This window comes from Kocuria salina, assembly GCF_013368965.1.
Taxonomy (GTDB): domain Bacteria; phylum Actinomycetota; class Actinomycetes; order Actinomycetales; family Micrococcaceae; genus Kocuria; species Kocuria rosea.
On record NZ_SSSF01000001.1, the window covers coordinates 553917 to 568771 of the forward strand.

The window sequence follows — 14855 nt, forward strand, 5'->3', positions numbered from 1 at the left end:
CTGGCCAAACAACAAGAATCCTGGAACGCCGACCCCGTCCGGGACCTCCCGGGCCCCGGATCACCCGGACGCCGCCACGGAGCGGCCGAATGGCCGTCCTGTGAAACGGACCGATACGATGCAGAGGGCGAAGACCCTGTTCGCACCGCTGCACCCCGCGGCGCGGCCCGCACCGGACCCTGTCCGGGACCGTGGCTCCGCCGTCCTTGCTCAGACTGAAAGGCAGCAACCTCTCGTGAAGTTCTCCGTCGAACGCGATGTTCTCGCCGAGGCCGTCACCTGGACCGCTCGGTCCCTCTCTCCTCGGCCCCCGGTCCCCGTGCTGTCCGGTCTGCTCATCCGTGCGGAGGGCGGTCAGCTGTCCATCGCGAGCTTCGACTACGAGATCTCCGCGCGGCTGTCGATCAGCGCCGACGTCCAGGAGGAGGGCACCACCCTCGTCTCCGGCCGTCTGCTCGCGGACATCTGCCGCTCCCTGCCCTCCGCCCCGGTCGAGGTGCACGCCGACGAGGGGAAGGTCACCCTGACCTGCCGCTCCTCGCGCTTCAACCTCGCGGCCATGCCGGTCGGCGACTACCCGGAGCTGCCCGCGCTGCCGGACGTCTCCGGCGTGGTGGCCGGCGACGAGTTCGCCCACGCCGTGGCGCAGGTGAACATCGCCGCGAGCAAGGACGACACCCTGCCCATCCTCACCGGCGTCCGCGTGGAGATCGAGGGCGAGAAGATGACGCTGCTCGCCACGGACCGCTACCGGCTCGCGATGCGCGAGCTCACCTGGCGGCCCAGCACCCAGGACATCTCCACGGCCGCGCTGATCAAGGCGCGCACCCTCAACGACATCGCCAAGACCCTCGGCCCGGCCGGTGACATCAACATCGCCCTGTCCGACTCCGCGGAGCTCGTCGGCTTCGAGTCCGGCGGCCGCCGCACCACGAGCCTGCTCATCGACGGCGAGTACCCCAAGATCCGGTCGCTGTTCCCGGAGCACACGCCGATCACCGCGGCGGTGCGGACCACCGAGCTCGTCGAGGCCGTCCGGCGCGTCTCGCTCGTGGCCGAGCGCAACACCCCCGTGCGCCTGGCCTTCACCCAGGGGCAGGTGGCCCTGGACGCCGGGACCGGCGAGGACGCCCAGGCCTCCGAGGTCCTCGACGCGCACCTCACCGGCGACGACATCACGGTGGCCTTCAACCCGACGTACCTCTCCGAGGGCCTGCACGCCTTCGCCTCCGACTACGTCCGGTTCTCCTTCACCGCCCCGCCCAAGCCGGCCGTGCTCTCCGCCCAGGCCGAGCCCGAGGGCGAGGACAAGGACGACTACAAGTACCTGCTGATGCCGGTGCGGCTCCCCAGCCAGTGACCGGCCGGCCCGGAACCGGAAGCTGCTGATCCCGGCGTGTTCGTCGACCACCTCTCCCTGCTCGACTACCGGACGTATGCCCATCTGGACATACGTCTCGCTCCCGGGACCACCGTGTTCCTCGGGCCGAACGGCGTGGGCAAGACGAACATCGTCGAGGCCCTCGACTACACGGCGGGCCTGTCCTCGCACCGGGTGTCCTCCGACGGCCCGCTGATCCGCTTCGGCGCCGACCGCGCGATCGTCCGCGTCCGGGTGCGGCGGGGCGGGCAGCAGACCGTCCTGGAGCTCGAGCTCAACGACGGCCGCGCCAACCGGGTGCGCATCAACCGGGCCTCCCCGGTGCGGGCCCGGGACGCGCTCGGCATCGTGCGGACCGTCCTGTTCTCGCCGGAGGACCTGGCGCTGGTGAAGGGGGACCCCTCCCACCGCCGGCGCTTCCTCGACGACCTCGCGAAGTCCATGCGCCCCGTCCTCGCGGGCACCCTGGCCGACTACGAGAAGGTGCTCCGGCAGCGCAACGCGCTGCTGAAGTCGGCCCGCCGGAGCGGCCGGTTCACGGACACCCACCGGTCGACCCTGGCGGCGTGGAACGACCAGTTCGCCCGCGCCGGCGCCGGCATCCTGCACGCGCGCCTGCAGCTCATCGACGCCCTGGCGCCCCAGGTGGCGACCGCCTACGGCCAGCTCACGGACGGGACCAAGGAGACGACCCTGCGCTACGTGTCCTCGGTGCTGCCCGAGAGCGCGGCCGGGGACGCCGAGCGGCTGCGCGGGTTCACGCCCGCGGACCTGCACCAGCTGATCCTCGACGCGTGCGAGGCCTCGGAGCAGCGGGAGCTCGAGCGGGGGCTGACCCTCGTGGGCCCGCACCGCGACGAGCTCGAGCTGCTGCTCGGGACGGCGCCGGCCCGGGGCTACGCCTCCCACGGCGAGACCTGGTCCTACGCCCTCGCGCTCCGCCTCGGCTCCTGGTACGTCCACCTGGCGGACGACCCCACGGAGGGCGCCGCGCCGATCCTCGTCCTGGACGACGTGTTCGCGGAGCTCGACGCCCGCCGCCGCAGCCGTCTCGCCGCGATCGTGGCCTCCGCGGAGCAGGTGCTCGTGACCGCCGCGGTCGAGGAGGACCTCCCGGCCGAGCTCGTGGCCGGTCCGCACGACGTGGTGCGGGTGGGTCCCGGCACCGCCGTCCGGGACGACGAGCAGGCGCCCGCCGGGACCGGTCCGGAGCCGGAGGAGGCGTCGTCGTCGTGACCGGGCCGCGGCGCGAGGACGACCCGCTCCCCGCCGGGGAGCCCCAGGAGTCCCCTGTCCCCGAGGCGAACGTCGTGCGGATCGAGGACGAGATCGACGCGCCGGCGGCGCTGCTCACCCGGATGCGCCACGCGGCGGAGGCGCGCGGGGACGGGCGGCTCTACGGGGCGGCCGCCCGGCGCAACCTCAAGGGCTTCGGCGCCGCCATGGAGGCGGCCACCGCGTCGGCCGCCGAGCGCCTGGGCCGCCGCGGCAACGACGTGGACCCGCGGGCGCTCGGCGGGTACTCCGGGGCGGGCCGTTCCGCCCGCGACCCCCGGGGGGTCGGCACGGTGCTGGACGGGCTCGTGTCCGGGCGCGGCTGGAAGGCGCCGGTCGCCGTGGGGTCGGTGCTGGCCCGCTGGGACGACCTCGTGGGCCCGGGCATCGCCGGGCACTGCCGGCCGGAGAGCTTCGACGAGACCGTGGTGCGGGTCCGGTGCGACTCCACCGCCTACGCCGCGAACCTGCGCCTCATGGTCCCGCAGCTGCTGCGCATGTTCGACGAGCACCTGGGGGAGGGCATCGTCACCCGGATCGAGATCCTCGGTCCCACGGCCCCGAGCTGGAAGCGCGGCCGCCGCTCCGTGCAGGGCCGGGGGCCCCGCGACACCTACGGCTGAGGCCGGTGGTCCGGACCGCTGAGCGGCCTCGTGGCGCGCTGCGGCCCCCCGGTGGCGTCCTGGGGGTGGCGGAGCGGAGGAAAAGTGGTCCTGAGGCCCTTTCCCGGCCGCTCAGAGGGACCTGTGAGCACCCCGAGCCCACGGTTTTCCGATAGAATCGGTTCCAGACAGCAATCGACGGACCGGGCCCCCACGGCCGATCGCGACCACCCCGCCCGCGGCGCGGGCACCCGGAGTCGTCGACCCGTTCCGACCCCGCACGAGCCGATGAGCCGCCCGAACGTCTCATCGGCGTTCTCTTGTGCCGTCCGGAGCGGGACCGGTGTGCCCAACAGGAGGAGCCAGGAACCCGTGGCAACAGAGGATCCGCAGAAGCGCGAGTACGGTGCCGGTGACATCACCGTCCTGGAAGGTCTCGAGGCCGTCCGGAAGCGACCCGGCATGTACATCGGCTCGACCGGCCCGCGGGGGCTGCACCACCTCGTGTACGAGGTGGTCGACAACTCGGTCGACGAGGCCCTGGCGGGCTACTGCGACCACATCGAGATCACCCTGCAGGCCGACGGCGGCGTCAAGGTCGTGGACAACGGCCGCGGCATCCCCGTGGACATCCACCCGACCGAGGGCCGGCCCACGGTCGAGGTCGTCATGACGATCCTGCACGCGGGCGGCAAGTTCGGCGGCGGCGGCTACGCCGTCTCGGGCGGGCTGCACGGCGTGGGCATCTCCGTGGTCAACGCGCTGTCCCGGCGCGTCGAGACCGAGGTGCGGCGCCAGGGCCACGTCTGGCGGATGGTCTTCGCCGACGGCGGCATGCCCCAGGGCGAGCTGGTCCGGGGGGAGGAGACCTCGGAGACCGGCACCACCCAGGTCTTCTACCCGGACCCCGACATCTTCGAGACCGTCGACTTCGACTTCGAGACGCTGCGGGCCCGCTTCCAGCAGATGGCGTTCCTCAACAAGGGTTTGCGGATCACCCTCACGGACGAGCGGGCGCCGGAGGAGTCCGGCGAGGAGATCGCCGGCTCCGCCTCGGACCGCACCGCCGTTCACGCGGACGCCGAGCCGGTCGAGGGCCGCGACGGCGGCACCGACGTCGCCCGGCTCAACCACGAGGACGAGGACGGCGCCGGCCACCGCCGGGTCGTCTACAAGTACGACCACGGCCTGCTGGACTATGTGACGTTCCTGAACACGTCCAAGAAGGCCGACCTCGTCCACGACGACGTCATCGCGCTCGAGTCCGAGGACACGGAGCGCAAGATGTCCCTCGAGCTCGCCATGCAGTGGACCACGGCCTACACCGAGTCCGTGCACACGTACGCGAACACGATCAACACCCACGAGGGCGGCACCCACGAGGAGGGCTTCCGCTCGGCGATGACGTCCCTCGTGAACCGCTACGCCCGGGAGAACAAGCTGCTCCGGGACAAGGACGAGAACCTCACCGGCGACGACGTCCGCGAGGGCCTCACGGCCGTCATCTCGATCAAGCTCGCCGAGCCCCAGTTCGAGGGCCAGACCAAGACGAAGCTCGGCAACTCCGAGGCGAAGACCTTCGTCCAGCGCGAGGTGAACAACCGGTTCGGTGACTGGCTCGAGCGCAACCCGGCCGCGGCACGGGAGATCATCCGCAAGGCGATCAACGCCTCGCAGGCGCGGCTCGCGGCCCGCAAGGCGCGCGAGACCACCCGGCGCAAGGGCCTGCTCGAGTCGGGCGGGATGCCCGGCAAGCTCAAGGACTGCTCCTCCAAGGACCCCTCCCTGTCCGAGATCTACATCGTGGAGGGCGACTCCGCGGGCGGCTCGGCGGTGCAGGGCCGGGACCCCGCGCACCAGGCGATCCTGCCGCTGCGCGGCAAGATCCTCAACGTGGAGCGCGCGCGGCTGGACCGGGCGCTGTCCAACACCGAGGTGCAGTCGATGATCACCGCGTTCGGCGCCGGCATCGGCGACGACTTCGACATCGAGAAGGCGCGGTACCACAAGATCGTGCTGATGGCCGACGCCGACGTGGACGGCCAGCACATCACCACGCTGCTGCTGACGCTGCTGTTCCGGTTCATGCGCCCGCTGATCGAGCACGGCTTCGTCTACCTGGCCCAGCCGCCGCTGTACCGGATCAAGTGGTCCAACGCCCCGCACGACTACGTCTACACGGACGCCGAGCGGGACGAGGCGCTGGCGCGCGGGCTCGCCAACAACCAGCGCATCCCCAAGGACAACGGCATCCAGCGCTACAAGGGCCTCGGCGAGATGGACTACACCGAGCTGTGGGACACCACGATGGACCCCGACCACCGCACCCTGCTGCAGGTGACCATGGAGGACGCGGCCGCCGCCGACCAGATCTTCTCCGTGCTCATGGGCGAGGACGTCGAGTCCCGCCGCGAGTTCATCCAGCAGAACGCCAAGGACATCCGGTTCCTCGACATCTGACCCGCGACATATGTCCCGCTCGGCATGCAATGACCGGGGACGGGACCTGCGCAGGACCACGAGGACGAGCAGACAGAACGGAAAGACCGCATGAGTGACGAGACCCAGGACGGACCGACCCCGGAGGACGCCGGCCTCGCCGGCGACCTCGAGCACACCCCCGTGCTGACCGACCGCGTGGAGCAGGTGGACCTGCAGACCGAGATGCAGCGGTCCTACCTCGACTACGCGATGGCTGTCATCGTGGGCCGCGCCCTGCCGGACGTCCGGGACGGGCTCAAGCCGGTGCACCGGCGCGTGCTGTACGCGATGTACGACGGCGGCTACCGCCCCGACCGCTCCTTCAACAAGTGCGCCCGTGTGGTGGGCGAGGTCATGGGCCAGTACCACCCGCACGGCGACTCCGCGATCTACGACGCCCTCGTGCGGCTGATCCAGGGCTGGGTGATGCGCTATCCGCTCGCCCTGGGGCAGGGCAACTTCGGCTCCCCGGGCAACGACGGCGCGGCCGCCCCGCGGTACACCGAGACCAAGATGGCGCCCATCGCCATGGAGATGGTCCGGGACATCCACGAGGAGACCGTCGACTTCCAGGACAACTACGACGGCAAGAACCAGGAGCCGTCGGTGCTGCCGTCCCGGTTCCCCAACCTGCTGGTCAACGGCTCGTCCGGCATCGCCGTGGGCATGGCCACCAACATCCCGCCGCACAACCTGCGCGAGGTCGCGGACGGCGTGCAGTGGTACCTCCAGCACCCGGACGTCTCCAACGAGACGCTGCTCGAGGAGCTGCTGCAGCGGATCAAGGGCCCGGACTTCCCGACCGGCGCGCAGATCCTCGGGCACAAGGGCATCGAGGACGCCTACCGCACCGGCCGCGGCTCGATCTCCATGCGCGCCGTGGTCAGCGTCGAGGAGATCCACAACCGCACCTGCCTGGTGGTCACCGAGCTGCCCTACCAGGCGAACCCGGACAACCTCGCGATGAAGATCGCGGACCTCGTCAAGGACGGCCGCATCACCGGCATCGCCGACATCCGGGACGAGACCTCCGGGCGCACCGGGCAGCGGCTGGTGATCGTGCTCAAGCGCGACGCCGTGGCCAAGGTGGTGCTCAACAACCTCTACAAGCACACGCAGCTGCAGGACAACTTCTCCGCCAACATGCTCGCGCTCGTGGACGGGGTGCCCCGCACTCTGAGCCTCGACGCGTTCATCCGGCACTGGGTCACCCACCAGATGGACGTCATCGTCCGCCGCACCGAGTACCGCCTGCGGCAGGCCGAGGCGGAGGCCCACATCCTGCGGGGTCTGCTCAAGGCGCTCGACGCCCTCGACGAGGTCATCGCGCTCATCCGCCGCTCCCCGACGGCCGACGACGCCCGCAGCGGGCTCATGGAGCTGCTGCAGATCGACGAGGACCAGGCGCAGGCCATCCTCAACATGCAGCTGCGCCGGCTCGCGGCCCTCGAGCGGCAGAAGATCCAGGACCGGCACGCGGAGCTCGAGCGGCTCATCGCCGAGTACACCGAGATCATCGCCTCGGAGGAGCGCCAGCGCGGCATCATCTCCTCGGAGCTCGACGAGATCGTGGGCCGCTACGGCGACGACCGCCGCTCCGAGATCATGTACGGCTACGACGGCGACATGTCGATGGAGGACCTGATCCCCGAGGAGGAGATGGTCGTGACCATCACCCGCGGCGGATACGTCAAGCGCACGCGCTCCGACCAGTACCGCTCCCAGCGGCGCGGCGGCAAGGGCGTGAAGGGCGCGCAGCTGCGCGGGGACGACGTCGTGGAGCACTTCTTCGTCACCACCACCCACAACTGGATCCTGTTCTTCACGAACCTGGGCCGGGTCTACCGCACCAAGGCGTACGAGCTGCTGGAGGCGGGCCGGGACTCCAAGGGCCAGCACGTGGCGAACCTGATGGCCTTCCAGCCGGGGGAGCGGATCGCCCAGGTCATGGAGCTGCGCTCGTACAGCGACGCCCCGTACCTGGTGCTCGCCACCCGCAGGGGCCTGATCAAGAAGTCCCGGCTGATGGACTACGACACCAACCGCACGGCCGGGGTGATCGCGATCAACCTGCGCGACGACGACGAGCTCGTCTCGGCCCAGCTGGCGTCCGCGCAGGACGACCTGCTCCTGGTCTCCCGCAACGGGATGTCCCTGCGCTTCACCGCGAGCGACGAGGTGCTGCGTCCCATGGGGCGGGCGACCTCCGGGGTCACCGGCATGAAGTTCCGGGACGGCGACGAGCTGCTCTCCGCCAACGTGGTCACCGACGACGCCTACGTCTTCGTGGTCACCGAGGGCGGCTACGCCAAGCGCACCAAGGTGGAGGAGTACCGGGTGCAGGGCCGCGGCGGCATCGGCATCAAGGTGGCCAAGCTCGCGGAGCAGCGCGGCCGGCTGGTCGGCGGGATCATCGTGGGCGAGGAGGACGAGGTCCTCGTGGTCATGGAGTCCGGCAAGGTCGTGCGCACCGGCGCCTCCGAGGTCCCGGCCAAGGGCCGCGACACGATGGGCGTGATCTTCGCGAAGCCCGCCCAGGGCGACACGATCACCGGGGTGGCCCGCAACGCCGACCGGGAGATCGCCGAGGAGGTCGACGCCGAGGCCGTGGCCGAGGTCGACGTCCAGCTCGACGAGACGATGGAGACGGCCGACGTCCTGGACACGGGCGAGGCAGACGGAGAGGCCGACGAGCTCGGTCCGGTCCCCGGTTCCGGGGACACGACGGACGATGAAGTAGCGTTGGACCCGAACAACAACGGAGGTAACGCATGAGCTCGAGTTCCGGCTCCAACACCGCCGGCCGGTCCGGACGCTCCCCCCTGGCGTCCGCACCCCGCCCCGGGAACGGGTCGCCGTCCGGGACGGCGAGGCCCTCGACGAGCGCCCGGACCGCGCCGAAGCCGGCGAAGTCGGGTTCGGGTCCCGCGAAGCCGAGCGCCACCCGGTCCGGCTCCGGCCCGGCGAAGAGCGCCCGGCCCGCGAGCTCGACGAAGGGCCTGGTCCGCCCGGCCCCGCGGCCGCGGGTGCGCCGGGCGCGGCTCGTGGTCTCGAAGGTGGACACCTGGTCGGTGCTCAAGCTCGCGTTCCTGCTGTCGGTCGCGCTGGGGATCATCACCGTGGTCGCCGCGGTCGTGCTGTGGATCGTCCTGGACCTCACGGGCCTGTTCGACGGGATCAACGAGCTGCTCGGGATGCTGGGTGGCGCGGGCGGGGCCCTGAACATCAAGGACTTCCTGTCCCTGGGGCAGATCGCGATCTTCGCGACCATCGTCTCCGTGGTCAACGTCATCCTGCTGACCGCCCTGTCGGTGCTCGCCGCCCTGCTGTACAACATCGCGGCGGCACTCGTGGGCGGGATCGGGCTCACCCTCACGGACGACTGATCCGGCGCGGTTCCGGGGAGTCCGGCCCGGCCGGGGCGATTTGGCACGGGTCGGCAACTCCGGTATCGTTTCTTCTCGGTCCGCAAGGGCCGTGAGAGGGCGTATAGCTCAGACGGTTAGAGCGCTTCGCTGATAACGAAGAGGTCCCAGGTTCAATTCCTGGTACGCCCACGGTTTCCCTTTTCCGCAGGTCAGGAGGCAGGCGTGAACAGGAAGATGGCTGCGGCTCTCGCCCTGGTCGGCGCGTCGGTCGCGGTGCTCACCAAGCTGCGGGAGGCCGACGCCGACAGGAATGCCTGGGCGGACGCCACCGACGAGGTGGAGTAGCCCGGTACACCGCGGGGACGTGGCGCAATTGGTAGCGCATCTGCTTTGCAAGCAGAGGGTTAGGGGTTCGAGTCCCCTCGTCTCCACCACATCGGATCCCGATCGAGCAGACGCTCGGTCGGGATCTTCTCGTTCCCGGCCGCATCCCCGGGCGCATCACCGCGCGCCGCCGCAACGGCAGAGGCCCCCGCTCCCGGCAGGGAGCGGGGGCCTCTGCCCGAACGGGCGGGGGTCAGGCCTCGTTCTCGTCCTTCTTGCCCTGGATCTGCTCCTTGACCTCGTGGATCGTGGTCTTGGCGTCCTCGCCGACGGTCTTGGCGCTGTCCTTGACCTCGGCGGCGGCGTCCGAGACACCACCGGACTGGCCGGCCGGGGTGGTCGTGTCCTTGACGTCGTCGACCTGCACACCGGTGCCGGCGGCCACGGTGGACTGCTGGGCCACCGGGGAGGCGGTCACGCGCGGGGACGTGGCCGCCGGGGTCTTCCAGGGGTCCTCGACCGGGCGGGACGCCTTCCAGGCGGCCACGCCGGCCGCACCGCCGGCCACGAGCAGGCCCAGCAGCAGGAAGCCCTTGTGGGACTTCTCGGCCTTCTTCTGCTGCCTGGCGTAGTCCTTGGCGACCTTCGAGGCGGCCTTCTTCGCGTTGGCCACGGCCTTCTTGTCACCGGTCAGCTTCGCGACGATCGCCTCGAGCTGCTCGGGGGTGTCCGCGTCGGCGAACTTGCCCGCGAGCAGGGCGGCGGCACCGGCGTACTTCGCCTGCATCGCGGCGCGGCTCTCGGAGGCCCGGTCCGCGGCCTTCGCGGCCACGGGGCCGGCGGTCTTCGCGGCCTTGGCCGCGACCGGGGCGGTCACCGCGGCGGCCTTCAGCTTGGCGGAGCCGGAGAGGTCGTGGGCGCGGCCCAGACCCTCCTGGACCTTTGGGCCGGCGGTCGCGACGCCACCGGCGAGGGCCGCGGCGCCCGCCTCGACGCTGTGCTGGAGCCGGGGCGCGAGGTCGCCGATCTCCTTGGACGCCCACTTGCCGGCGTCCAGGACCTTGCTCTCCGCGGCCTTCTGCGCCGCGACGGCCTTCTTCTCGCTCTTGGTCTTCTTGAAGCTCATGAATCCATCCCTCCTCGGGTCGTGACAATCCACTGTCAGCATACGGGCAGAGCCGTCGGGGCAGGAGGGTGCGCCGCGCAATCCCGGGCCTTTTCACTGTGCGCTGAACCCCGCTGCCCCACCGGGAAGGGCCTCCGGGGACCGTGCAAGAATGGGCGCATGACTTCTGCCATCCCCACCGCCAAGGCGACCATCCACACGAACCACGGCGACATCGTCGTGAACCTGTTCGGCAACCACGCCCCGAAGACCGTCAAGAACTTCATCGGCCTCTCGGACGGCACCCAGGAGTGGAGCGACCCGCGCACCGGTGAGAAGCAGACCGGTCCCCTCTACAAGGACGTGGTCTTCCACCGCATCATCAAGGACTTCATGATCCAGGGCGGGGACCCCTTGGGCCAGGGCATCGGCGGACCGGGCTACGAGTTCGACGACGAGATCCACCCCGAGCTCGACTTCAACGAGCCCTACATCCTGGCGATGGCCAACGCCGGCAAGCGCAACGGCAAGGGCACCAACGGGTCCCAGTTCTTCATCACCACCGCCCCGACCACCTGGCTGCAGGGCAAGCACACCATCTTCGGCGAGGTGGCCGACGACGCGTCGCGGAAGGTCGTGGACGAGCTGAACAGCGTCCGCACCGGCGGCATGGACCGTCCGGTCGAGGACTGCGTGGTCACCTCGATCGACATCGAGCAGCTCTAGATCCGAGCAGTCTCCCCGTCCCGGCACCGCCGGGACGGGGACCAGCGGCGCAGGCCCGTCCGGAGCGATCCGGACGGGCCTGCGCCGTTGCCGTCCCGTCCGCCCCAGTCCATCCCGTCCAGCGAACCGGGCCCGCAGCGAAGCGGCCCAGGAGGAGTCCCAGTGAGCGGCGAGCGACCGCAGTACGGCGCGTCCACCGGGGGAGACGTCCCGGTGTGCCCGCGCCACCCCGACCGGCCGGCGTACGTGCGGTGCCAGCGGTGCGGCCGGCCGACGTGCCCGGAGTGCCAGCGCACGGCCGCGGTGGGCGTCCACTGCGTCGACTGCGTGCAGGAGGCGACGCGCTCGCGCCCCGCCGTCCGCACGAGCCTCGGCGGCCGCGCGGCCCAGGGCTCCCCGATGCTCGTCACCTGGTGGCTCGTCGGCATCAACGCGGTGGTCTACGCGCTGCAGTGGCTCGTGCAGGCGGCGGGCGTGAGCCTGCTGCAGATGTTCGCCTACGCCCCCGTGACCACGACCTCCGAGCCGTGGCGGATGCTCACGAGCGGTTTCCTGCACTCGATGTCCAGTCCGCTGCACCTGATCCTGAACATGTACATGCTCTACCTGTTCGGGCGGATGCTCGAGCCGGCGCTGGGTCGCGGCCGGTTCCTGCTGCTGTTCCTGCTCTCCGTCCTGGGCGGATCCGTGGGCGTCCTGCTCCTGTCGCATCCGCTCAGCCTCGTGGTCGGCGCGTCCGGGGGCGTCTTCGGCCTGTTCGGCGCCCTGTTCGTGCTGCAGCGCCACCTGGGGCAGTCCATCACCCCCATCGCGGTGCTGATCGGCGTGAACGTCGTCTTCGGCTTCCTCTTCCCCGGCATCGCCTGGCAGGCGCACCTCGGCGGACTCGTCACGGGAGCCATCGTCGCCTTCGGCTACACGGCCGCCAGCCGCCGGCGCCGGGGTGCCGGCGGCCGCCGGTGACGCCGGCCGCAGCCCGTCCCCGAGCACTCGCGCGCCGGCGGACGACCGTGTTCTCCACAGGGGTTGTCCCCACCTGTCGACAAGTTACACCGGTGGAATTCCACACCTGTGAGCAACGGTGTGGACAGGGCCGGGGCGGCTTCCACAGCTGTTAATAACGCTGTGGAGAGCGAGCTGTGCACACAGTTCTCCACACCTGTGGACAACGTTGTGCACCGGTTGGGGAGAAGGGGCACGACCGTGCCGGCCGGGATGCCGTCCTCATCGGATCCTCAGGCGGCGTGCGGAAGACTGGAGGGGTGCGGATCCCGCCGCGCCCACGGAGGAGAACGGGAGGACACGTGCGCGTGCTGCTGGTGGAGGACGAGGTGGACCTCGCGGAGTCGCTGCGCCGCGGACTCACGAACGAGGGCTTCGTCGTCGACGTCGCCCACGACGGCATCACCGGGGGGTGGCTGGCCGGCGAGAACCCCTACGACGTCGTGGTCCTGGACCTGATGCTGCCCGGCAGGAACGGCTACGCGGTGCTCGAGGGGCTGCGCGCCGCCGAGAACTGGGTCCCCGTCCTGATGCTCACCGCCAAGGACGGCGAGTACGACCAGACCGACGCCTTCGACCTCGGCGCCGACGACTACCTCACCAAGCCCTTCAGCTTCCTCGTGCTCGTGGCGCGGCTGCGCGCCCTCATCCGCCGGGGGGCGCCCGAGCGGCCCGTGGTGCTCACGGTCGGGTCCCTGCAGCTCGACCCCGTCCGCCGGACCGTGACCCGCCGGGGGACGGCGCTCGAGCTCACCGCGAAGGAGTACGTCATCCTCCAGTACCTGATGCAGAACGCGGAGAAGGTCGTCTCGAAGCTGGAGATCATGGACAACGCGTGGGACGCCGGCTTCGAGGGCTCCGAGAACATCGTCGAGGTCTACGTGGGCTATCTCCGGAAGAAGATCGACGCGCCCTTCGGCCTCTCCACCCTGCAGACGGTCCGCGGCATGGGCTACCGGCTGGTCCCGGACGAGCCCGGGGCGCCGGCGTCGTGACCTCCGCCAGGAGGGGGCTCCTCGACCGGTGGGGGGTGCGGGAGCGCAGCACCGCCGCCGCGGCGCTGCTCATCCTCCTGGTGATGGCCGTGGCCGGAGCCGTGCTGCTCGAGGTCCTCAGCCGCGCGGCCGTGGGGGCCGCCCACGACCAGGCCGTGGCCCGGCAGACGGAGATCCTCCAGGACCTGGGGCTCCCGTGGGGCCCGCGCAGCGCCGGGGGCGCGGCGGGGGAGACGGCCGTGTTCACGCAGGCCGGGCTCGGCGAGCTGATGCTGCGGCTCGGCCGCCCGGGGGTCATCGTGCAAATCCAGGACGCCGACGGACAGGTGGTGGCCGCGTCCCCCGCCAGCGCGCTGGGCACGGACCTGTCCGTGCCGGTCCTGGAGCCGGGGCGGTCCTTCGACTCCGCGGCGACCGGGGACGGGCTCGCGCTCAGGACCGACGACCACGTGTATGTCGCTCACGGCATGTACATCAACGGCGTGCCTCTGACCCTCACCGTGGCCGTGCCCATGGCGCTGCAGCAGGGCACCCTCCAGACCGTGTCCCTGTTCCTGCTGGTCGGCGGGCCGGTGCTGGCGCTGCTCGGGGCCGCGCTCATGTGGTTCCTGGTCGGCCGCTCCCTGGCCCCGGTGCGCCGCATCACCGGACAGGTCCGGCGCATCGGCACGGCCCGCCTGGGGGAACGGGTCGACGTGCCCCCCACCCGGGACGAGATCGCGGCGCTCGCCGAGACCATGAACGGGATGCTGGACCGGCTGCAGACCTCCGACCGGGCACAGCGGCGGTTCGTGGCGGACGCCTCCCACGAGCTCCGCAGCCCGCTCGCCACCCTCACCACCACGATCGAGGTGGCCGCCTCCGACCCGTCCGGGGCGACGTGGCCCGAGGTCGCCCCCGTCCTGAGGTCCCAGTCCCGCCGCATGGGCCAGCTCGTGGAGGACCTCCTGACCCTCGCCAAGGTCGACGACGCCGGGCTGCGGCTGCGCACCGCGGACACCGACCTGGACGAGGTGGTCCGGGAGGAGATCGCCCGGATGCGGCCGGCCTCGCGGCACGAGGTGCGCGTGCACGTGGACCCCGTGCGGGTCCGCGGGGACGCCAGCCGGCTCCAGCAGGTGGTCCGCAACCTGCTCTCCAACGCGGAGCGGCACGCGGACACCTGGATCGCCGTCTCCCTGGCGGCCGAGGGGGACGAGGCGGTCGTGACCGTGGTCAACGACGGCGACCGCATCGCGCCGGAGGACCGGGAACGGGTCTTCGAACGGTTCGTGCGGCTCGACGACTCCCGGACCCGGGACACGGGCGGATCCGGGCTGGGCCTGGCCATCAGCCGGGAGATCGTCGCGGCCCACGGGGGGACGATCGGCGCGGGCGAGGACCCGGAGGGCCGGTGCCGCTTCCAGGTGCGTCTCCCGCGGGAGGGCGGGGACGGCGAGGGCTGAGCACCTCGCGTTCACCTCCCGTTGGCGGCACCGTCACGCGGGCCGCCTAGCGTCTCCCTGGTCGGCGGGAGCCCCCCGACCCCGCTCCGACGAGCACGGATGCACCCCCGGGCAGCCGTGCGGAATGCCCCGGTCCGTCGGCGGACCGGGG

The 14855-nt window shown here is 71.3% G+C and carries 12 protein-coding genes and 2 tRNA genes; 13 read left to right on the forward strand and 1 reads right to left on the reverse strand.

Annotated elements, in window-relative coordinates:
* Positions 1-235 precede the first annotated feature (235 nt).
* From dnaN to E7Z53_RS02610, 9 genes are all read left to right on the forward strand, one after another.
* Positions 236-1360, forward strand: coding sequence for a DNA polymerase III subunit beta (gene dnaN, locus E7Z53_RS02575; protein WP_035924354.1), 1125 nt, complete (start codon positions 236-238; stop codon positions 1358-1360).
* Between the two features lie 36 nt (positions 1361-1396).
* On the forward strand, positions 1397-2617 hold the full coding sequence (gene recF / locus E7Z53_RS02580) for a DNA replication/repair protein RecF (RefSeq protein ID WP_017835074.1): 1221 nt from the start codon (positions 1397-1399) through the stop codon (positions 2615-2617).
* Positions 2614-3279, forward strand: a complete 666-nt coding sequence (locus E7Z53_RS02585) for a DUF721 domain-containing protein (RefSeq protein WP_172604895.1) — start codon at positions 2614-2616, stop codon at positions 3277-3279. Before recF ends, E7Z53_RS02585 begins: the two co-directional genes overlap by 4 nt.
* A gap of 351 nt (positions 3280-3630) precedes the next feature.
* Positions 3631-5718, forward strand: a complete 2088-nt coding sequence (gene gyrB, locus E7Z53_RS02590) for a DNA topoisomerase (ATP-hydrolyzing) subunit B (protein WP_017835076.1) — start codon at positions 3631-3633, stop codon at positions 5716-5718.
* A 90-nt stretch (positions 5719-5808) separates the two neighbouring features.
* Entirely contained in the window at positions 5809-8514 is a 2706-nt protein-coding gene (gyrA, locus tag E7Z53_RS02595; RefSeq protein WP_017835077.1) for a DNA gyrase subunit A, read from the forward strand.
* Complete coding sequence (locus E7Z53_RS02600; RefSeq protein ID WP_136341121.1) at positions 8511-9125, forward strand: DUF3566 domain-containing protein; 615 nt, start codon at positions 8511-8513, stop codon at positions 9123-9125. Before gyrA ends, E7Z53_RS02600 begins: the two co-directional genes overlap by 4 nt.
* Before the next feature lie 97 nt (positions 9126-9222).
* Positions 9223-9296 (forward strand) — tRNA-Ile (locus E7Z53_RS02605).
* Between the two features lie 33 nt (positions 9297-9329).
* Positions 9330-9452, forward strand: a complete 123-nt coding sequence (locus E7Z53_RS20130; RefSeq protein WP_255219369.1) for a hypothetical protein — start codon at positions 9330-9332, stop codon at positions 9450-9452.
* Between the two features lie 13 nt (positions 9453-9465).
* A tRNA-Ala gene (locus tag E7Z53_RS02610) sits at positions 9466-9541 on the forward strand.
* A gap of 143 nt (positions 9542-9684) precedes the next feature.
* On the opposite strand, the gene E7Z53_RS02615 is transcribed toward E7Z53_RS02610, so the two are convergent.
* A complete protein-coding gene (locus tag E7Z53_RS02615) occupies positions 9685-10557 on the reverse strand; it encodes a hypothetical protein (protein WP_176337099.1) in 873 nt (290 codons plus the stop codon).
* Positions 10558-10716: 159 nt separating this feature from the next.
* Here E7Z53_RS02615 and E7Z53_RS02620 point away from each other — a divergent pair, with 159 nt between their 5' ends.
* The 4 genes from E7Z53_RS02620 (at position 10717) to E7Z53_RS20690 (ending at position 14704) form a co-directional block, all read left to right on the forward strand.
* On the forward strand, positions 10717-11262 hold the full coding sequence (locus E7Z53_RS02620; RefSeq protein ID WP_017835081.1) for a peptidylprolyl isomerase: 546 nt from the start codon (positions 10717-10719) through the stop codon (positions 11260-11262).
* A gap of 162 nt (positions 11263-11424) precedes the next feature.
* Positions 11425-12225, forward strand: a complete 801-nt coding sequence (locus E7Z53_RS20685; protein ID WP_035924350.1) for a rhomboid family intramembrane serine protease — start codon at positions 11425-11427, stop codon at positions 12223-12225.
* 341 nt (positions 12226-12566) lie between these two features.
* Positions 12567-13259, forward strand: coding sequence for a response regulator transcription factor (locus E7Z53_RS02630; RefSeq protein ID WP_017835083.1), 693 nt, complete (start codon positions 12567-12569; stop codon positions 13257-13259).
* A complete protein-coding gene (locus E7Z53_RS20690) occupies positions 13256-14704 on the forward strand; it encodes a sensor histidine kinase (RefSeq protein WP_176337100.1) in 1449 nt (482 codons plus the stop codon). Before E7Z53_RS02630 ends, E7Z53_RS20690 begins: the two co-directional genes overlap by 4 nt.
* Positions 14705-14855: the final 151 nt, after the last annotated feature.

Excerpts from the sequence above, each read along its gene's own strand:
- gyrA (WP_017835077.1), top strand. The coding sequence starts at position 5,809 with ATGAGTGACGAGACCCAGGACGGACCGACCCCGGAGGACGCCGGCCTC.
- E7Z53_RS02620 (WP_017835081.1), top strand. The coding sequence starts at position 10,717 with ATGACTTCTGCCATCCCCACCGCCAAGGCGACCATCCACACGAACCAC.
- E7Z53_RS02615 (WP_176337099.1), bottom strand. The coding sequence starts at position 10,557 with ATGAGCTTCAAGAAGACCAAGAGCGAGAAGAAGGCCGTCGCGGCGCAG.
- E7Z53_RS02600 (WP_136341121.1), top strand. The coding sequence starts at position 8,511 with ATGAGCTCGAGTTCCGGCTCCAACACCGCCGGCCGGTCCGGACGCTCC.